This is a genomic window from Streptomyces sp. NPDC050263 (assembly GCF_040655955.1).
Classification (GTDB): Bacteria; Actinomycetota; Actinomycetes; order Streptomycetales; family Streptomycetaceae; genus Streptomyces.
On the sequence record NZ_JBFAKW010000119.1, the window covers coordinates 1 to 18,127 of the forward strand.

16 protein-coding genes and 4 pseudogenes are annotated in these 18,127 nt (G+C 70.3%); 11 read left to right on the plus strand and 9 right to left on the minus strand.

Annotated features, from left to right (window positions below):
- On the minus strand, positions 1 to 710 hold a 710-nt coding region (locus AB0J04_RS36140), incomplete at its 3' end, for a S8 family serine peptidase (protein WP_363172843.1).
- A gap of 71 nt (positions 711 to 781) precedes the next feature.
- Between AB0J04_RS36140 and AB0J04_RS36145 the strand changes: the two are divergent.
- Positions 782 to 1,500, plus strand: a pseudogene (locus AB0J04_RS36145) (IS6 family transposase).
- A gap of 110 nt (positions 1,501 to 1,610) precedes the next feature.
- Here the strand turns inward: AB0J04_RS36145 and AB0J04_RS36150 are convergent.
- The gene (locus AB0J04_RS36150) at positions 1,611 to 2,174 is read right to left on the minus strand and encodes a low molecular weight phosphatase family protein (protein ID WP_363172844.1); all 564 of its coding nucleotides are present in this window, start codon (positions 2,172 to 2,174) and stop codon (positions 1,611 to 1,613) included.
- Positions 2,175 to 2,673: 499 nt separating this feature from the next.
- Here AB0J04_RS36150 and AB0J04_RS36155 point away from each other — a divergent pair.
- The 5 genes and pseudogenes from AB0J04_RS36155 to AB0J04_RS36175 all read left to right on the plus strand — a co-directional run bounded on the left by AB0J04_RS36155 (position 2,674) and on the right by AB0J04_RS36175 (position 7,220).
- Positions 2,674 to 3,199 (plus strand): annotated as a pseudogene (locus AB0J04_RS36155) (sugar transferase).
- Positions 3,200 to 3,225: 26 nt separating this feature from the next.
- Positions 3,226 to 4,203, plus strand: a complete 978-nt coding sequence (locus AB0J04_RS36160) for a hypothetical protein (protein ID WP_363172845.1) — start codon at positions 3,226 to 3,228, stop codon at positions 4,201 to 4,203.
- 107 nt (positions 4,204 to 4,310) lie between these two features.
- The gene (locus AB0J04_RS36165) at positions 4,311 to 4,619 is read left to right on the plus strand and encodes a transposase (protein WP_363172846.1); all 309 of its coding nucleotides are present in this window, start codon (positions 4,311 to 4,313) and stop codon (positions 4,617 to 4,619) included.
- 440 nt (positions 4,620 to 5,059) lie between these two features.
- Positions 5,060 to 6,496, plus strand: a pseudogene (locus tag AB0J04_RS36170) (IS1380 family transposase).
- 163 nt (positions 6,497 to 6,659) lie between these two features.
- Positions 6,660 to 7,220, plus strand: coding sequence for a hypothetical protein (locus AB0J04_RS36175; protein ID WP_363172847.1), 561 nt, complete (start codon positions 6,660 to 6,662; stop codon positions 7,218 to 7,220).
- A gap of 123 nt (positions 7,221 to 7,343) precedes the next feature.
- Here the strand turns inward: AB0J04_RS36175 and AB0J04_RS36180 are convergent, their stop codons facing one another.
- The 3 genes from AB0J04_RS36180 to AB0J04_RS36190 all read right to left on the minus strand — a co-directional run bounded on the left by AB0J04_RS36180 (position 7,344) and on the right by AB0J04_RS36190 (position 9,493).
- Entirely contained in the window at positions 7,344 to 7,841 is a 498-nt protein-coding gene (locus tag AB0J04_RS36180) for a hypothetical protein (protein WP_363172848.1), read from the minus strand.
- Positions 7,842 to 7,910: 69 nt separating this feature from the next.
- Positions 7,911 to 9,053 carry a hypothetical protein gene (locus tag AB0J04_RS36185; RefSeq protein WP_363172849.1) on the minus strand — a complete coding sequence of 381 codons (1,143 nt, stop codon included), beginning with the start codon at positions 9,051 to 9,053 and terminating at the stop codon, positions 7,911 to 7,913.
- Positions 9,053 to 9,493 (minus strand): hypothetical protein, encoded by a 441-nt coding sequence (locus AB0J04_RS36190; RefSeq protein WP_363172850.1) that lies wholly within the window; start codon positions 9,491 to 9,493, stop codon positions 9,053 to 9,055. The genes AB0J04_RS36185 and AB0J04_RS36190 overlap by 1 nt, the downstream gene beginning before the upstream one ends.
- A gap of 383 nt (positions 9,494 to 9,876) precedes the next feature.
- Between AB0J04_RS36190 and AB0J04_RS36195 the strand changes: the two genes are divergently transcribed.
- The 3 genes from AB0J04_RS36195 (at position 9,877) to AB0J04_RS36205 (ending at position 11,939) form a co-directional block, all read left to right on the plus strand.
- Positions 9,877 to 11,094, plus strand: coding sequence for an IS110 family transposase (locus AB0J04_RS36195; protein WP_363172851.1), 1,218 nt, complete (start codon positions 9,877 to 9,879; stop codon positions 11,092 to 11,094).
- 41 nt (positions 11,095 to 11,135) lie between these two features.
- Positions 11,136 to 11,420 (plus strand): hypothetical protein, encoded by a 285-nt coding sequence (locus AB0J04_RS36200; RefSeq protein WP_363172852.1) that lies wholly within the window; start codon positions 11,136 to 11,138, stop codon positions 11,418 to 11,420.
- A 228-nt stretch (positions 11,421 to 11,648) separates the two neighbouring features.
- Positions 11,649 to 11,939 carry a tetratricopeptide repeat protein gene (locus tag AB0J04_RS36205; protein WP_363172866.1) on the plus strand — a complete coding sequence of 97 codons (291 nt, stop codon included), beginning with the start codon at positions 11,649 to 11,651 and terminating at the stop codon, positions 11,937 to 11,939.
- 66 nt (positions 11,940 to 12,005) lie between these two features.
- Here AB0J04_RS36205 and AB0J04_RS36210 read toward each other — a convergent pair whose 3' ends face one another.
- The gene (locus tag AB0J04_RS36210) at positions 12,006 to 13,406 is read right to left on the minus strand and encodes a PepSY domain-containing protein (protein WP_363172853.1); all 1,401 of its coding nucleotides are present in this window, start codon (positions 13,404 to 13,406) and stop codon (positions 12,006 to 12,008) included.
- A gap of 150 nt (positions 13,407 to 13,556) precedes the next feature.
- Here AB0J04_RS36210 and AB0J04_RS36215 point away from each other — a divergent pair, with 150 nt between their 5' ends.
- Entirely contained in the window at positions 13,557 to 14,201 is a 645-nt protein-coding gene (locus tag AB0J04_RS36215; RefSeq protein ID WP_363172854.1) for a peptide deformylase, read from the plus strand.
- Between the two features lies 1 nt (position 14,202).
- On the opposite strand, the gene AB0J04_RS36220 is transcribed toward AB0J04_RS36215, so the two are convergent.
- Complete coding sequence (locus AB0J04_RS36220) at positions 14,203 to 15,621, minus strand: NAD(P)/FAD-dependent oxidoreductase (RefSeq protein WP_363172855.1); 1,419 nt, start codon at positions 15,619 to 15,621, stop codon at positions 14,203 to 14,205.
- Between the two features lie 138 nt (positions 15,622 to 15,759).
- Between AB0J04_RS36220 and trxA the strand changes: the two genes are divergently transcribed.
- Positions 15,760 to 16,134: a thioredoxin gene (gene trxA, locus AB0J04_RS36225; protein ID WP_363172856.1), complete on the plus strand. Its 375-nt coding sequence runs from the start codon at positions 15,760 to 15,762 to the stop codon at positions 16,132 to 16,134.
- Positions 16,135 to 16,149: 15 nt separating this feature from the next.
- Here the strand turns inward: trxA and AB0J04_RS36230 are convergent, their stop codons facing one another.
- Together AB0J04_RS36230 and AB0J04_RS36235 are read right to left on the minus strand one after the other, a co-directional pair.
- Positions 16,150 to 17,586 carry an aldehyde dehydrogenase family protein gene (locus AB0J04_RS36230; RefSeq protein WP_363172857.1) on the minus strand — a complete coding sequence of 479 codons (1,437 nt, stop codon included), beginning with the start codon at positions 17,584 to 17,586 and terminating at the stop codon, positions 16,150 to 16,152.
- Between the two features lie 39 nt (positions 17,587 to 17,625).
- Positions 17,626 to 18,117 (minus strand): annotated as a pseudogene (locus AB0J04_RS36235) (FAD-dependent monooxygenase); the annotation flags it as partial.
- Positions 18,118 to 18,127: the final 10 nt, after the last annotated feature.

The following is an 18,127-nucleotide window of genomic DNA, read 5'->3' on the forward strand; positions in this document are numbered from 1 at the left end:
GCGGGGGGCTGGGGGTCTGCGGGGCGGCCGCGCACCTCGGCCGGTGCCGAGGTGCGCTGCCGAGGTGTGTCGCCGAGCTGACGGCTGGTCAGGACGGGCCAGAACGGGGACACCCCGAGGAGGCTCTCCTTGACGGCGTCCCCGTCCTGCGACGGCCGAGACCAGTCGAGGCTGCCCGCGTTCTGCAGGGCCGCGTTGACGGTCTGGGGCGATGCGGTCGGGTGAGTGGCTCGGTACAGCGCCGCGCCGCCCGCCACCTGCGGCGCGGCCATGGAGGTGCCGGACATGGTGGTGTAGCCGCCGGCGAGGTAGGTCGACCGGATGCACACGCCCGGTGCGATCAGGTCGACGTCAGAGCCGAAGTTGGAAAAGTCGGCGAAGGTATCGTCCTGGTCGGCGCGGCAGGCCGGCCCGACCAGGCCGCCGGGCTTCCCGTCGAAGTCCGCCAGAGCGCTGACGGTGATCACTTCGTCGTATGCGGCCGACACGGTGTTCTTGGCGTCGGCGTGGCTGTTGCCGGCCGCCACGTCGTAGGTGACGCCCTTGGCGACCGAGTTGCAGATGGTCTGATGCATGGCGTCGCCGTTGGTCCTGCCGCAGTCGCCGTTGTCGGTGGCGTCACCGCCCAGGCTCATGTTGGCTACGTCGATCTCGTCGGTGTGCTGGGTGCCGTAGTCGATGCCGCGGAGGACGGTCGAGGTGGATCCCATGCCTAGGGGATTGAGCGGTGCTGTCACGTTGGCCGATCGCATGGGATGATCATGGTCGGGAGGGTCTTGTCGTGGAGAGCGCGTTGCCGTCGTACAGGGGGCACCGGTACCCGGTGGAGATCATCTCTCATTGCGTGTGGCTGCACTTCCGGTTCCCGCTCAGCTTCCGCGAGGTCGAGGAGCTGATGCTCGAGCGCGGCGTCATCGTCTCCTACGAAAGCATCCGCCGCTGGTGCGTGAAGTTCCGCCAGGCCTACGCGAACTCCTTGCGCCGTCGGCGCCCGCAGCCTGGCGACAAGTGGCATCTGGATGAGGTCTTCATCAGTATCAACGGGGAGCAGAAGTACCTTGACGGGCCGTCGACCAGGACGGGAACGTGCTCGACATCCTGGTCCAGAACCGCCGGGACAAGGCTGCGGCCAGGCGGTTCTTCCGCCGGCTCCTCAAGGAGACCGGGTCGACACCGCGGGTGGTCGTCACCGACAAGCTCCGCTCCTACGCCGCCGCCCACCGTGAGGTGATGCCCTCGGTGGAGCACCGCTCACACAAGGCCCTGAACAACCGGGCCGAGAACAGCCACCAGCCGACCCGGCAACGCGAACGCGCGATGAAGGGCTTCCGCAGCGTCGGTGGTGCTCAAAGATTCCTGGCTGCCTTCAGCGGCATCTCACCTCACTTCCGACCCGGCCGCCACCAGCGCACCGCACCCGACCACCGCCTCGAGATGACCGTCCGCTTCACGATCTGGGACCAGATCCCCGGTGCCTTCGGCCTGCCTGCTACGGCGTGACCGAGAGCCGACAACCGGTTCGACCACGCCCTGACACACGCCAGACGCCGTCAACCCCCGACAACGTGACAACGCCGATTGAGCACCTGTACCGGCCACAGCCGCAGCTGCTATCTGGTCCGCATGGGTGCGGCGATCCGCTCCACGATCTCCTCGATCTGAACCAGGCACTCGTGTACTTGTGGTGGAGGTGCGCCAAGAGGGTCGTTCACGTCTACGTCACCCATGTGTGTCGACACGGCACCACGGCGAGCGGCCGCGCCCTGGACGAGGGTCACAAACCGCGCGGCCAAATCCACCGCGCCTGCGGCGTCCTCTGAACGCACCAGCCGGGCGAACTCACGGAAGGTGAATGCACGGGACAACGCCCGCACAGGGGACAGCCGCACAGCGGCCTCACGATGCTCCGTCGCAGCGCCCAGCACCAGGTCCGCCGTTTCGACCATCTCCTTGGTCAGCCGGCGGGAGCCCATTCCGCAGGGCTGCACGCCACGCCCGAGGAGGAAGGAGGCAACAGCAGCCGCCATGGGCATACCCGCGACTGCCAGGGTGCCGGCACTGCTCAAATGGATCACCTGCCGATGCTCGAGCAGCCGGTGCTTGAGCAGGCACTCGGCAAGCGGAGAGCGATAGACGTTGCCGGTGCACACCACAAGTACGCGGAACGGGGGCACACACCCTCCCAGGAGGGGAAGAAGACGAGACCAAGACGTACGACGCGATGTCAGTATTCATCCGATATCTCTGCCGGGTGAGGACTTCAAAGAGCGTTTCTTCCCGGCTGTGGTGTTCGGGTCGAGATTCAGGATCGCGCCATCCGATCAAGCAGCCCGTCGGGTGAGCGTCGCGGCCCGGGCGGGGTGCTGATGCTCGACGACACCGGCTTCATCAAGAAGGGCGCCCGGTCGGTCGGAGGCCGGCCTGCAGTACCCGAGCTGGGGGACTGGCCCAGGGCGCTTGCAAGTCTGGCTGTTCATGCGTCCGTGCTGGTCAGCGGAGTCCGAGGAGCGCCAGAGGACGAGTGAACGGCTCGTAGGACAGGTCGCGGAGTCCTGCGGCGATGTTGTGGTGCCCGACGGCGCGGAGGCGGTTGATCGCGAAGCGGGTGCTGTGCGAGAGATGAAGGTTCCGTGGCCCTTCGGAGCCGCCCTTACGGGGGAAGCCCCGGCGGCGATGGGCGGGACGGGCGGCCAAGCGGACCATCGGCATGGTGGGGGCCGGAGTACTGCTCGTGCTGGCGGCGCCGGTGCTCCTCGCGGCCGCCATCGCCTGAGGGCCGACACTCCGGGGCCCGCGCTGTTCCGTCAGTGGCGCACGGGCTGGCGCGGCAAGGAGTTCAAGCTCCTCAAGCTGCGCACCATGCAGGTCGGCTCCGAGGGGTTGCGGGTGGCACTGGCCGACCGCAACGAAGCCGACGGGCAGTTGTTCAAGATTCGTGAGGACCCCCGTGTCACAGTCGTTGGCCGGTCCTCGGCCGTTGCCGGTCGAGGAGTCGGTGTTCACCGGGGAGGCCCGGCGTCGCCTGCTGGTCCGGCCGGGGCTCACCGGCTTGTGGCAGATCGGCGGCCGGTCCGATCTCGTACGGGAGGACGCCCTGCGTCTGGACCAGGAATACGTCGACACCTGGTCGATCCGGAAGGACCTGGCCATCCTCGCGAGGACACTGCCTGTCGTACTGCGCGGCGACGGCGCCTACTGACACCGCCAGCGCCGAGCCGCCGCCACATGAGCGGATGGGCCGCGTGGATCTTGGGGGTGGGCCATTGGGAGGGTCTTGAAACGTCTCGCGTTAGCCGCGGGGTAAATATCGGCATCATAGAAAGGCATCGGCAATTCATCGGCGGCGCTGCCATCCGGACACTAGATCAGCTGGGAGATTGGTACAAGATGATCAAGTCTTCGCCGTGGCGGGCCGTCCTGGCTGCCACAGCCGCCACCTTCGTTGCCGCCGTACCGCTGGCGAACGCGCAGTCCGCGTATGCCGCTGCGCCCACGAATGTTTACCAGCCTTACCCACCGGAGTTGAGCACTGCCACGGTGCCCGCGGGTGGGGTGATCTACTTCGTCGCAGAGGGGTTCGAGCCCGGCGAGGTGGTCACCGCAGAGCTCGTCCCGCAGTCCTCGACCACCCTCAGAGGACCGTCCCGCAGCGGGGGCGGCGGGGGCAAGTGCAAGGACCAGGACGCGACCTACCAGGCCAACGCGAGGGGCACGGTGTTCGGGTGCTTCCAGGTGCCCAAGAACATGCCTCCCGGTCCTTACCTGTTCACGCTCATCGGCGAGGAGTCGGGAAGCGTCTCCGCACCCGTCATGGTGACGGCAAAGAACGGGCACGGGTACGGGGAAGATCACGGGGAAGATCACGGGGAAGGGGGGCGAAACGCGGACGGGGCGAGCCTCCCCCTGGAAGGTGGCGTCGAAGGTCAACCCAGCACCGTCAAGGTCGCCGGGAACGGAAAGACCCTCGCCCTGAGAACCGGTGCCGCCGAGGAGCAGCCCGGCTCCGTCGGGACGAGTCAACAGCGAGACCTTGCTTGGGCCGGCTACGACGCGACCAGTCACGTGAGTGGCGGCACGGTGCCAACGGAGGCCGACTCGGGCACGAATTGGGCGCTGGTGGGCGGGGCTGCCGGGCTGGCCGCCATCGCCGCCAAGACGGTCACAGTCGTACGGCGCCGTCACACTCGCACCGAACAGGGCTGAGCCGGCCCGCAGCATGCGAATGCCGCGCCTCAGGAAACAGAGCTGATCCCCGTGATGTGGACACACCTGACAATGGATCTTGTTGATCCTGGAAGGTGTAGATCTCCGTGGCACGGCCCTCGGAGTACAGTGCGGAGTTCCGGTCCGACGCGATCGCGTTGTGGCGGGCTTCGGCGGGGACGCGGACGTTCAAGGACGTCGCGGCCGATCTGAACGTCAACCCCGAGACGCTGCGGACCTGGGTGCGCGACACGGACGCACCGCCGGCCGTCGCTGGCGCATCGGACGGCGTGGAGGGAGAGCTGGCCCGGCTGAGAGCGGAGAACGCCCGGCTGCTGAAGAACGAGAAGGAACGGCAGCTGGAGCGGGAGATCCTGCGCCGGGCAGCGGCGTATTTTGCCCGGGAGACGAAGTGAAGTCCGCCGCTTGGGACTTCGTCTCCGCCCATGCCGAGATGTTCGGCGTCAAGCGGATATGCCAGGTGCTGGAGGTCTCCCGCTCGGGCTATACGGGTGGATCGCCGGCACCGGAGCGCGGGCCGTGCGGCAGGCCGCCGAGGACACGCTGGTCGCCGAGCTGCGCGGCTTCGGCCACACGGGTCAACCGCAAGCGGGTCGCGAGGCTGATGCGCAAGCACGACATCGTCGGCCTATCGGGCCCGAAGGCCCGGACCCCCGACGGGGTTTCCACATTCCGCGCATACGAGATGCGGCTGGGGAGGGCACGCCCGGCCGCGCGGCGCTCCGGACGGGACCACCAGCACCAACCTCGGCGTTTCACTCGGGTACGGCTGGCTTTGGGGCGGAAACGCGAAAGTGCCTTCCTGACCTGGAACGATGAACCTTGCTGAGGGGTTCTGTCGGTCCAGGCGGAGGGCACTTTCTACGTGCAGGCTATCGGGTTGCGTCCCAAGATCCATGTCAGTGCCGATGGTTCGGGGGTGGTCGGGCATGCCGGGGCACGGTTGCTGGCGGACCTCGCTGACGCCACCGGGCTGACCGCCGCGTACTCCGCCGCTCTCAGGCCACTTCGGCCGCGCGGGACCGGGCATGATCCGGGCCGGATCGCCACCGATCTCGCGGTGATGCTCGCCGACGGCGGTGAGGCGATCGCGGATCTGGCCGTGCTGCGCGACCAGGGCGAGGCGTTCGGCCCGGTCGCCTCCACACCCACGGCCTGGCGATTGCTCGCCGACACCGACGAGGCCGCACTCGCCTCACTGCGCGCGGCCCGCGCCACGGCCCGGGAAGTCGCCTGGATGCAGGCCGCCGAGACCGGCGAGGGCATACCTGCCGTTCGGGCCGGCGGACGAGTGCTTCCCGGCCTGGTTCTGGACCTCGACGCCACGCTGGTCGCCTGCCACTCGGAAAAGGAACAGGCCGCCCCGACCTACAAGGGCGGCTTCGGCTTCCATCCGCTGCTGTGTTTCCTCGCGAACACCGGCGAGGCCGTGTCGGGGGACAGCTACGGCCCGGCAACTCCGGAGCCAACACTGCCGCCGATCACATCGCGGTGCTCGACCAGGCGCTCGCGCAGATCCCCGACGCTCACCGGCACGGCACCGACATCCTCATCCGCGCCGACAGTGCCGGATCCGCGAAAGCCTTCCTCGCCCACGTCCGCAACACACGGAAACGAGGAGTCCGTACCTTCTTCTCGGTCGGATACGCCATCACCGAGCCGGTCCGCCGCGCTGTCCGGGCGATGCTCGACCGCCTCTGGCATCCCGCCCTTGACCAGGACGGCACCCTGCGTGACGGCGCCGAGGTCGCCGAGCTGACCGGCATGGTCGATCTGGCCGGCTACCCAGCCGGCACCCGCATCATCGTGCGCCGCGAGCGGCCGCACCCCGGAGCCCAACTGTCCCTGTTCGACCAGAACGAGGGCCTGCGTCACCAGGTGTTCCTCACCGACACCCCTTACTCCGGCGGTGGTTCCGCCCAGTTCCTGGATGTCCGCCACCGCGGGCATGCCACCGTCGAGGACCACATCCGGTGCGGCAAAACTGGATTCGGCCGCTTCCCCTCCCGCGACTTCGGTGTCAACACCGTCTGGCTCGAACTCAGCCTCACGGCGATCGACCTGCTGGCCTGGGCCCGCGTCCTGCTGCTGGACGGCGAACTGGCCGCCGCCGAGCCGAAGAAGCTCCGCTACCGGCTGCTGCACGTCGCCGCACGCCTCACCCGCGGCGGCCGCCGCCTGCGCTTGCGAATATCGGCGACCTGGCCCTGGAGACACGAACTGACCACGGCCTTCCCATCGCCTCGCCGCGTTGCCCCGTCCCGCCAGCTGACCGGCGAACCCTGGCCCACCACGACCCGAAGGACCTTGGAGAACCCGACCACCGCGCCGGGACTCCGCTGTGTCCGAGCACCGAAATCACGTCGACCACCCGACAGTGGCCCCTCAGCGAAGCCTCATCGCCTCAACCGAAACGGCGAGGCTAACGCCGTGGTGTGCGGGTTCGTGCCCATGCGTGGCGCCTCCGAGATGGGCGAACGCCACGTCCGCCTCGCGAAGACGTCATCCTCAAGGTCGACGCCGACGATCTGCCCGACGAACCCGCCCTCGCCGGGATCCTCAGCCATGCCGCCCGCGAGCAGTGGACCGGCATCGAGGTCCGACACGACGAACCCGCCGCCCACCTTGACCTCTGGCTCGCCACCATGAACAGCGGCCTCAGCTTCGGTCGGCTGTCTATCGGCTCCTCCGCCCGCGCCCTCAACTTGGCCGATCCCGCCATCCGGTGGGCCGGGGCGGGCCTGTACGACGGCGGCACCCTCGTCTCCCTGACCGCCCGCCCGGCAGGTGAGGACGCCAACGAGCTCGGTCTCATCGCGCACGGCCCGGACAGCAGCAAACTCCTCGGCCAGGTCAACGACCTCCTGCGGCGCTGGAGCCAGGAGAGGCCCGAACAGCCTGTCGTCACCGCCTACCCCGCCACCACCCTCGACGACCCTCTCGCCGCCGGTGTCCGCGTCACCCGGCCTGAGACCCGCCTGACCATCGGCTGGTGACACCAGCAAGGCGACGGGCGCCAGGTGCGCGTCCTCGGGCAGACAAGTAGGTCCCCAGAACAATGCAGGGGGCGGCGTCCGGCATTCTTCAACCGGGCGGTCGCCCCCTGCCTGCGATTGCGCTCAGCTGCACGATCCGTACGGCGCACTCGCCTTCGAACTGTTCGGCAGAGCGCGGACATTCGACGGCGCGGCCAAGACATCGCGAAGCCGCTCGATCTCCATCCTCTGGGCGGCGATCTGCGACAGAGCCCGCTCCCGGAAGTCAGCGAGTCCATCTATCTGCGCGTCAAGCGCAGCGAGGCGCTCCTTCAGCCCGGAGACCTGTTCTTTGAGGCGCTCGATCTGTGCGGCCCGCGGGTCCGGAATCACGCCCGTTTCCCGAAGCCCGGCCAGCCGTCGCTCGAACTCCTCCGCCAAGTGCTGGTAAGGGCCCGGCCGCGGCGAGCCGTCGCGGTTCTTCTTGGGATAGAAGCCGGTGCGGGCGACACCGGCCTGGTTCGCGAGGGCCTTGATGTCGCACTTGCTGCCCTCTGGAACCTCGCCGGCCAGGAGCCGGTTCATGACCTGGCGAATCGCTGCCTCGTTCTTCCGGCGGGTTTCGTCGCTGATGCGGGCCACGTCATGCCCCCGTTCCGGCGGTGGCGTCGATCTCGGCCAACACCCGTTCGTTGCGGGAGAGTTCTGCAGTCAGCCGGTCCTTCTCCGTCCGCTGCGCGCGCCCGATGGTGGCGATGAAGACCTTCTTGTTGCGGGGTGCCCGTCCTCGTCGACGGCTTGGCGCCGCTCGACCCAGCCGCATATGGACAGGCGCGTGGGCGGCTTGGCCAGCCATCGCTCTCCGGCCCATGTGCCGCTCGGCGTGAAACGCACCCAGAGCTCCTGGCGCAACTCCTCGGACGCGAAGCGGCGGGCCACCGCGGAGTGGTCGAGCCACTGCTCCAGCAGGCGAGTGGCCTGACGTGACAGAGCAAGGCTCTCCGCCGCCGTGCGGCCCTTGACGTAGCTGAGGAGGATCTTCTCGTCACCCGCCCACTCGATGTCGTCGAGTCCCAGGTCCGCGATCCCGTCCGGCACGACCCCGGTGTAGGCACCGAACAGCAACTGATAGGCGATGGTCACGTCCAGGGTGGGGATCAGCGGATCCAGCACCGCGCGAAGACCGACCCCGTATCTCCGCCGGAAGGGGAACGAGCCCCTCTCTGCCATCTCATTGACGAGCGGGTCTGGCCCGTTATGAAGCACCAGCCAGTGACGGGCAGTGCGCTCACGGAGCGAAGCCCCTGGCCCGTCAGCTGACGAAGCCTGCTCACGGGCCGCGCAGAACGCGCGGAAGGCGCCATCGACCTCGTCCCGGCAGGTACGGATGAGCCGGGCCCATTCGGCCTCGCTGTACGGCTGGTGCGAGCCGTACCGCTCGCCCGTGTTGAACAGCCGGCCATCGACGAACGCGCGCACATCCGGCGCCAGAATCTGATCCTGGTCATCCGCGCAGCGCAACATCGCCCGCAGCGCGCGCTCCTGCGAGGATCGCACCCCTTGTCGCCAGTACCGGGCGAGGAGCGCGCGCGTCAGGTCGGATGCCCCGCCGGAGAACCCGAACTCGACCAGCCAGTCGGTGAAGCCGCGGACGGCCGTGAGGTAGAGGTCGAAGCCTCCCGCGCTGTCGACCTGCCCGTGCGGATGGACAAGATCTGTAGCGCCCTCCAGCAGAGTGCGTGCCAGCCCCGGGAGTTCCACTGGCCGCCGCACGCGTAGGCGACGGCGGTACTCCGACCCGTCGCTGAAGATGCAGTGCACACCCAGCGGGTCAAGGGTGACGGTGGCCGGCATCAGACCACCGCCGGTTCGTCGTCGAACTCAGTCGCGAGCTCCAGCTCGACGTCCTCGTCCAGCAGCCCGTACTCCTTGCCGACCCGTCGATACAGGGATGTGAACAGGCGGAGTACGTCCAGACGGTGGAGGTAGGCTTCCGTGGTCAGTGAACTGGTATGTCCGAGCAGATCGCGCAGAATCAGCAGCGGTTCTTGGGTCCGCAGGTAGTGCGCCAGGGCGGCATCGTCATCGGTGTCGCGGACCTGTCGAGCAGCCTGCTCGTACCAGCCGCGCATCAGCCGCGCCATGGTCGCCATGGCCATGGTGTGGCGCAGCCGATGCGGGTTGACGTGCGGGAATCGCGGCTCGTAACACTCGCGGATGCGATCCGCCGTCCTGGCGAAGACCGAGGACCATCCGGTGAACGGACGTCCCTGGCCCCACACCGACAGCAGCATCGAGCCACCCTCCGGGGCGATCAGACGCCGCCGCTCGTGAGGGACAAGCGAACTCCACTGCACACGAACGCAGTTGACACGCCCGCCCCGATGGTCGGCGTCCGTCACGAACAGCGGCTCCCCGTTATGTTTTCCGCGGTCCTGCAACGGGACCGCTGGCCTCCGGGCCCGGCATGACTGTGTCCCCCTGTCGAAGGCATGACCTGGGGGGGTGGTGTCACCGGGTCCGGGGGTGTTCGTCGGAGACGCTGATCAGAGGTCCGGCCACCGTCCGGTCCGGCGCAATGCCGGACGGTTCGCGGGCGGCAGGTCTGCATAACGTGGATGCGCGAGCACGACACCCGAGCCGAGGCCGGCACCGCCAACACCCTTGAAAGGGCGCGATGTTCGAGATCGAAGACGTGGGCGTGTTCCTTGGCCTGGGCGTCGGCAAGTCCGCTCATCACGGCCACGGACTGACCCCGGCCGGGAAGAAGGTCTTCGACAAGCCGCTGCCCAACAGCGAGCCGAAACTGCGGGCCGTCTTCGAGAAACCGACCGCGAAGTTCGGCACCGTCCTGGTCATCGTGGACCAGCCCGCCTCCATCGGCGCCCTGCCCCTGACCGTCGCCCGGGACGCCGGCTGCCGCGTCGCCTACCTGCCTGGCCTGGCCATGCGCCGGATCGCCGACCTCTACCCCGGCGAGGCCAAGACCGACGCGAAGGACGCGGCCGTCATCGCGGACGCGGCCCGCACGATGCCGCACACCCTGCGCTCCCTGGAACTCACCGACGAGATCACCGCCGAGCTGACCGTGCTGACCGGCTTCGACCAGGACCTCGCCGCCGAGGCCACCCGCACCAGCAACCGGATACGCGGCCTGCTCACCCAGTTCCACCCCAGCCTGGAACGCGTCCTCGGGCCACGCCTGGACCACCAGGCCGTGACCTGGCTGCTGGAACGCTACGGCTCCCCGGCCGCCCTGCGCAAAGCCGGCCGCCGCAGACTCGTGGAGCTGATCCGGCCCAAAGCCCCGCGTACGGCCACCCGACTGATCGACGACGTCTTCGACGCCCTGGACGAGCAGACCGTCGTCGTCCCCGGCACCGGCACCCTGGACATCGTGATCCCTTCCCTGGCCGGCCAGCTCGCCGCCGTCCACACCCAGCGCCGGGCGATGGAAGCCCAGATCAACAGCCTGCTGGAGGCCCACCCTCTTTCCCAGGTCCTGACGTCGATGCCCGGCGTCGGCGTCAGGACCGCCGCCGTCCTGCCGGTCACCGTCGGCGACGGCACCGGCTTCCCCACCGCCGCACACCTCGCCTCCTACGCCGGCCTCGCCCCGACCACGAAGTCGTCGGGGACCTCGATCCACGGCGAACACGCGCCCCGAGGCGGAAACCGCCAGCTCAAACGCGCCATGTTCCTCTCCGCCTTCGCCTGCATGAACGCCGATCCCGCCTCCCGCACCTACTACGACAAGCAACGCGCCCGCGGCAAAACCCACACCCAAGCCCTCCTCCGCCTCGCCCGCCAACGCATCAGCGTCCTGTTCGCCATGCTCCGAGACGGCACCTTCTACGAACCCCGCACACCCTCGGACGTCGAGCTCGCCGCATGACCCCAGCCAGACCGAATCACCCCAAAACCGACAGGGATGCCTTGACAAAGGACATAGAGGCACCCCCCTTCCTCCACGGCTCGGCCCGCAACCAGGCGTACCGGGCCGAGGTGGCCGAGCACTCCTCGATCTCGCCGGACGACCTGCCCAAGCTGCCCCACAAGGAGGTCAGCGCCTCCACCTGGCTGTGGGGCACCGGCGAGACCATCGCCGTGATCGCCGTGATGATCGTCGGCTGCCGGCTCTCCGGAACCATCGCCCGCCGCCGGACCGCCGCCGCCACAGCGGCCCCGGAGAACAGCCCGGCCGATCTGATCCAGGCGTGAGTCCACACCCGGCCGTCATGTCGTGACTCGGCGAACTCCCGGATGTGTTCGGCGCTCCGACCACGTCCGGGGAATATCCGCCCAGCGCTTCCGGTTGGCGGCGACGAAGGAGGTCGAGCACGAGTGGACACGGCATACGGCACGACTTGCGAGACGGCATACGAGGCGACGGACGACTCGGGCTACTACGGCCACGGGACGCAGGCCGAGCGGTGGGAGCGGGGGCGGATGTTCTTCGACGCCAAGGAATACACGACGGCCGCACGAGTGCTGGTCGGGCTCGTCGAGGAAGCGCCGGACCAGACCGGACCCCGGCTGCTGCTGGCCCGCGCCTACTACCACTCGGCCCAACTGCTGCGCGCCGAGGCCGAGTTGCGGGTGATCGTCGAGCGTGACCCGGTGGAGCACTACGCCCGGCTGATGCTCGGCCGCACCCTGGAGCGGCAGGGGAGGCACGGGGAGGCGGGACCGCACCTGCGGATCGCCTCGGCGCTGGCCGGGGACTTCCCGCAGGAGTGACGGCACGCGCGGTACGGGAGCGGCCCGGCGGTGGAACCCACCGCCGGGCCGCTCCGGCGTCCGTAGTCAGACCGCCGTCCGCCGCCCCCGTCGGTGCGCGATCTCGCCGAGGACGATGTCCACCAGCAGGAAGCCGGCCAGCGGGATGCCGAGGAGCGGGATGAAGTAGCCGACGACGGCGACCCCCGCCATGAGCGGGACCAGGACGTACGGCGGGACCTGCGCCCAGGAGCCGCGCGGGATCGGCCGGCCGAAGGACGAGCCGCGGCCGCGCTGCCACCACATGCGGTAGCCCAGCACGATCAGCAGGATCAGACAGAGCGTGAGGACCATCAGCGCGAGCTGGTTGACCAGGCCGAACAGGACGCCGGTGTGCAGGTCGACGCCCCATCGGGTCAGCTTGGCGAGCACCGGGTGGTCCGCGAACCGCAGCACGTCGGTGACCTCGCCGGTGGCCGGGTCGACCGCGACCGCGTCCTGCTTCTCGGGCCAGCTGCGCTGCACCTGCCTGACCACGTACGCGGAGGAGGCGTCCGCGGGCGGGACCATCTCGACCGGGTCGCCCAGGCCCTCGGCACGCGCGGCGGACAGGATCTTGTCGAGGCCCACGCCGTGCTCGCCGTCCCCGCCTGTGGCGGACGCCGAGTCGTGGCCAAAGTGTTCGCCGCCGCTCGCCGCCGCGGAGACCGACGGGGTCTCCTGGCCGAGGGAGGTGCGCAGTTCGGCGACGTTGGCGCCCGCGTACGTCGACCAGGTCAGTCCGGTCGCGGACAGGAAGACGAACCCGGCGGCGGCCCACACGCCGACGGCGCCGTGCAGCCCGAGCGTGCGGCGCCGCCCGCTGGTGCCGCGCACCTTGCGCAGGGCGCGGCGGCGGGAGAACCACAGCGCGACCCCGCCGGCCGCGATCACCCACAGCCAGCTCGCGGCGAACTCGCTGTAGAGGCGGCCGTTCTCGCCGAGGTGCAGGTCGCGGTGGAACTCGTCGATCCAGGTGCGCAGCGGCAGCGCGCCGGTCGAGCCGTACTGCTCCAGTGCGCCGCGCACCTCGCCGGTGTACGGGTCGACGAACACGGCGAGGGTGTGGGTGGCGGCGACTCCCTCGACGCCCGACAGCATCACCCGGGTGGTGGCGTCGTCCTCGGGCGAGGGCCGCACGGCCGAGACCGTGCCCTCGGGGTGGGCCTTGCGGGCCGCGTCCACCTGCTCGGAGATCGGCAGCTTGGCATCGCCGACCGCCGGCACGGTCAGCTCGTGGGAGTACAGGAGCTTCTCGGCCTGGAACGCGCCTGCGTAGAGAAACCCGGTGACGGCGGCGATCAGCACGAACGGCGCGACGAACAGGCCCGCGTAGAAGTGCAGGCGCAGGATCAGGGGGCGCAGCGGGGCCCACGGGCCGCGGGACTTCGGCTCGGGGGCCGCTGCTTGCGGGACCTCGTCCGTGCTGGTCGGGGGAGCGATGGACATCGGCGGGCTTCTCCGGGTTCGGGGTGGCCGGGGCGGGGAGGGGGACGTTTCCCGGCGTGACGATCAGGTAGTCGGATGGACCCCCCGTCGAGTTCCGACCACTTCGAGTGACCTGCGTCACACAGCTTTCGATCGTGGCATCCTGTCCGAATGGCATCTCTCAGTCCCCACGCGCCCCTTGCCGACCGGATCGAGGAACTCCTCGCCCCCGGCGGCCCGTTGCCCATCGTCGCGGCCGGCCACCCGGTCCTGCGGGCCGGCGCCGCGCGCTACGACGGCGAGCTCGATCCCGCCCTGCTGGCCCGGTTCGTGGAGGCGCTGCGCGTCACCATGCTCGCGGCGCCGGGCGTCGGCCTCGCCGCCCCGCAGGTCGGCGTGGAGCTGCGGATCGCGGTGATCGAGGACCCCGCGCCGGGGCCGGAGGAGGTGCGGCTGGCCCGCGGGCGGGTGCCCCTGCCGTTCCGGGTGCTGGTCAACCCGTCGTACGAGCCGGTCGGTTCCACCCGAGCCGCCTTCTTCGAGGGCTGTCTGAGCGTGCCCGGCTACCAGGCGGTGGTGGCCCGGTCCGCCGAGGTCCGGCTGACCGGCGAGGACGAGCGAGGACGGCCGCTGGACGAGGTGTTCGGCGGCTGGCCCGCCCGTATCGTCCAGCACGAGACGGACCACCTCGACGGCCTGCTCTACCTCGACCGGGCCGAAGCGCGCTCCCTGTCGGCCAACCAGGCCGTGCTGGAGCGCTGGACGCAGCCGACGCCGCACGAGGCGGCGAAGGCGCTGAACTTCGAGTTGCCGTAGGTCAGTTGTCCCGGTACGCCTCCAGCAGCCGCAGCCACACCTCGCTGATCGTCGGGTAGGCCGCCACCGCGTGCCACAGGCGGGCGATCGGCACCTGGCCGGCGATCGCGATCGTCGCCGAGTGGACCAGCTCGCTGACGCCCGGTCCGACGAAGGTGACCCCGCGCAGGATCTCCTCCTCGAGGTCGACGACCATCCGGGCGCGGCCCTTGTAGCCGTCGGCGTACAGGCCCGCGCCGGCCGCCGAGGCCATGTCGACGTCGACGGCCCGCACCCGGAACCCGGCCCGTTCCGCCTCCGCCAGGGAGAGGCCGACCGCCCCCGCCTCCGGGTCGGTGAACACGACCTGGGGGACGGCGTGATGGTCGGCCGTGGCGGCGTGCGCGCCCCACGGCTCGGCCAGGAGGGGCGTTCCGGCGGCGCGGGCGGCGATGGCGGCGCCCGCGATCCGGGCCTGGTACTTGCCCTGGTGGGTGAAGAGGGCGCGGTGGTTGACGTCGCCGACCCCGTACAGCCAGTCGGTGCCGTTCACCCGCAGGCTGTCGTCGACGCCGAGCCAGGAGCCGGGCTCCAGGCCGACGGTGTCCAGCCCGAGGTCGTCGGTGCGCGGGACGCGTCCGGTGGCGAAGAGGATCTCGTCGGCCTCGATACGGTCCCCGACGCCGGTGACGACCACCACCGCGCCGTCCGCCGTGCGGCTCACGGACTCCACCGAGACGCCGGTGCGCAGGTCCGCGCCCGCTTCGGTGAGCGCCTCGGCGACGAGTTCGCCGGCGAACGACTCCATCCGGCCCAGCAGGCCCTTGCCGCGCACCAGCATGGTGACCTGCGCGCCGAGCGCCTGGTAGAGAGTGGCCATCTCGGTGGCGACCACTCCCCCGCCGACCACGACGAGCCGACCGGGCACGGTCTGCGCGCTGGTCGCCTCCCGGCTGGTCCAGGGCTTCACCTCGGCGAGCCCCGGCAGATCGGGCAGGGCGGCGCGGGTGCCAGTGGCCACGGCGACGGCGTGCCGGGCGGTGAGCACCTTGTCGCCCACGGTCACCGTGCGCGGGCCGGTGAGCCGGCCGTGGCCGCGGTAGAGGTCGGCCCCGATGCTGTCGAGCCACTGGGCGGCGCCGTCGTCGTGCCAGTCGGATGTGTAGTAGTTGCGGTGCGCGAGGACCGCGGGTACGTCGAGGGGGCCCTGGACCGCCTGGGCGAGGCCCGGCACGCGGCGGGCGTCGGCGCGGGCGAGCACCGGGCGCAGCAGGGCCTTGCTGGGCATGCAGGCCCAGTACGAGCACTCGCCGCCGACCAGTTCGCTCTCCACGACCGCGGTGGTGAGTCCGGCCGCGCGGGTGCGGTCGGCCACGTTCTCCCCCACGGGCCCGGCCCCGAGCACCACGACGTCGTACGCGATGGTTTCCGTTTCCGTCATGGGGCCAGTCTGGTGGGTGGTGTGCGGGGTGGCCACACGGGTAGGGGCGCGGAATACGCGATCCGCCGACCGTGTTGTGCGGACTGCTTCACCCCACACCAGGAAGTTCGCCCCACACCAGGAAGAGGGAATCAGGTCATGAGCAGCACCGTGGAGCTCACCAAGGAGAACTTCGACCAGACGGTCACCGAGAACGACTTCGTGCTGATCGATTTCTGGGCGTCCTGGTGCGGGCCGTGCCGTCAGTTCGCCCCGGTCTACGACAAGGCGGCGCAGGAGAACCCGGACCTGGTGTTCGGCAAGGTGGACACCCAGGCGCAGCCGGAGCTGGCCGCGGCGTTCGACATCCAGTCGATCCCGACGCTGATGATCGTGCGGGACCGGGTCGCCGTCTTCGCCCAGCCCGGCGCCCTGCCCGAGGCCGCCCTGACGGACGTCATCGGACAGGCGCGCAAGCTGGACATGGACGAGGTCCGCAAGGCTGTCGAGGCCGAACAGGCCAAGAGCGAATAACCCCCTGACGAGGGCTTAGAACGGGTACGGCGCCACGTCGGCCCGTACGGTCGTCCAGCGGACGTCGGTGAAGGCCTCCAGGTTGGACTCGCCGCCGAAGCGGGCGCCGGTGCCGGAGGCGGCGACCCCGCCGAAGGGCGCCACGGCCTCGTCGTTCACCGTCTGGTCGTTGATGTGCACGATGCCGGTCGGGATGCGCTCGGCGAGGTCGAGGCCGCGCGCGGCGTCCCGGGTGACGATGCCGAGCGAGAGGCCGTAGGAGCTGTGCGCGGCGAGCGCCACGGCCTCGTCCACGGTGCTGAACGGGCGCACGGGGGCCACCGGGCCGAAGACCTCCTCCGCGTAGGCGGGGGTGGTGTCGTCGACGCCCGCGAGGACCGTCGGCCGGTAGAAGAGGTCCTCGTGCGTGCCGCCCGCGGCGAGCTTCGCGCCGGCCGCCGTGCTGGCCTCCACCAGACCGTGCACCTTGCTGAGCTGGCCGCCGTCGATGAGCGGGCCGAGGTGCACGTGCGCACGGTGCGGGTCGCCGACGGCGAGGGCGTCGGCCTTCGCCGCGAGCCGCTCGACGTACTCCTCGTAGAGGGAGGCGTGCACCAGATGGCGGCCGGTGGTCATGCAGATCTGGCCCTGGTGGAAGAACGAGCCCCAGGCCGCGGTGGAGATCACCGCGTCCAGGTCGGCGTCCTCCAGCACGATCATCGCGGAGTTGCCGCCGAGTTCCAGATGCGCCCGCTTGAGGTGGCGCCCGGCGGCCTCGCCGACCGCGCGGCCGGCCGCGGTGGATCCGGTGAAGGAGATGACGGGGACCTGCGGGTCGGCGACCAGCGCGGCGCCCGTCTCGGCCCCGCCCGGCAGCACCTGCAGCAGTCCCTCGGGCAGTCCGGCCTCGGCGAAGACCGCGGCCAGCGAGAGGCCGCCGCAGACGGCGGTGCGCGGGTCCGGCTTGAGGACGACCGCGTTGCCGAGCGCGAGGGCGGGCGCGACGGAGCGGATCGAGAGGATCAGCGGGGCGTTGAACGGGGAGATCACGCCCACCACGCCGACCGGGACGCGCCGGGTGTACGAGAGCCGGGGCGCCTCGCTGGGCAGAACCTGGCCGGCCGGGCGGGAGGCCAGGGCGGCGGCCTCGTAGCACTCCTGGGCGGCGACGTGCAGCTCGAAGTCGGCCTTGCCCGGGATGGAGCCGGACTCGCGGACGATCCACTCGCGCAGTTCCTCGGTGTGCGCGGCGAAGAGATCGCCGGCCTTGCGCAGCACTGCGGCGCGGACGAAGTGCGGAAGCCGGGCCCACTCGGCCTGCGCGGCGCGGGCGGCCTCGGCGGCCGGCCCGACGTCCGCGGCGCCTGCCAGGACGACCGTGCCCAGGTGATCGCCGGTGGCGGGCTCGGTGACGGTGTACCGGGGCCCCGACAACGTGCGGGGCTGCCAGGTCTGGGGGTCGAGCAGCGGCATGAAGGCTCTCCGATCGGTGACCCGCGGGACTCGCGGCTCTCACAGGGGGAGGGGAAGTCCCGTGTGGGTGGCCGCCAGTTCGGCGGCGGCATGGCGGGATGCGGTGATCCGGCGCAGCCGGGCGTGCTGCATCCGGTGGTCGAACGCATCCCCATCTGGTTGAGCGTGCAACATCCTAGTCATGTCGTAGGGAAAACGTGTCGCCTGCCACACACGTTCCAGGCGTAGCTCCGAGTAGCCGCCCAGGAGCTGTGCATAGCGCAACTCGTCACAGGAAGGCGGCACTTCGGCGAGCGCGCCGAGCCAGGAGTACGGGTGGTCGTGTGCGTACGTCCGGCCGGAGGCGGCCGGGAAGGCGGCGCGGGCGATGCCGTGCGAGCCGTCGCAGCCGACGGCCCGGTCGCAGCCGAGGGTCCGCTCACGGCCCTCGTGCCGGAACCGTACGACCGGTTCCTCGCTCTGCGGAGGCTCGACCGCGAGCGCCTCCGCCTCGGACAACAGGGGCGGTCCTTCGGCCAGTCGGAGGGCGAGGGCAGCCCCG

Bases quoted from the DNA above. Each gene is read 5' to 3' on its own strand.
- AB0J04_RS36160 (WP_363172845.1), top strand. From the start codon at position 3,226: ATGAGCGGATGGGCCGCGTGGATCTTGGGGGTGGGCCATTGGGAGGGT.
- AB0J04_RS36185 (WP_363172849.1), bottom strand. From the start codon at position 9,053: ATGCCGGCCACCGTCACCCTTGACCCGCTGGGTGTGCACTGCATCTTC.
- AB0J04_RS36190 (WP_363172850.1), bottom strand. From the start codon at position 9,493: ATGCTGCTGTCGGTGTGGGGCCAGGGACGTCCGTTCACCGGATGGTCC.
- AB0J04_RS36195 (WP_363172851.1), top strand. From the start codon at position 9,877: ATGTTCGAGATCGAAGACGTGGGCGTGTTCCTTGGCCTGGGCGTCGGC.
- AB0J04_RS36205 (WP_363172866.1), top strand. From the start codon at position 11,649: ATGTTCTTCGACGCCAAGGAATACACGACGGCCGCACGAGTGCTGGTC.
- AB0J04_RS36210 (WP_363172853.1), bottom strand. From the start codon at position 13,406: ATGTCCATCGCTCCCCCGACCAGCACGGACGAGGTCCCGCAAGCAGCG.
- AB0J04_RS36215 (WP_363172854.1), top strand. From the start codon at position 13,557: ATGGCATCTCTCAGTCCCCACGCGCCCCTTGCCGACCGGATCGAGGAA.
- AB0J04_RS36220 (WP_363172855.1), bottom strand. From the start codon at position 15,621: ATGACGGAAACGGAAACCATCGCGTACGACGTCGTGGTGCTCGGGGCC.
- trxA (WP_363172856.1), top strand. From the start codon at position 15,760: ATGAGCAGCACCGTGGAGCTCACCAAGGAGAACTTCGACCAGACGGTC.
- AB0J04_RS36230 (WP_363172857.1), bottom strand. From the start codon at position 17,586: ATGCCGCTGCTCGACCCCCAGACCTGGCAGCCCCGCACGTTGTCGGGG.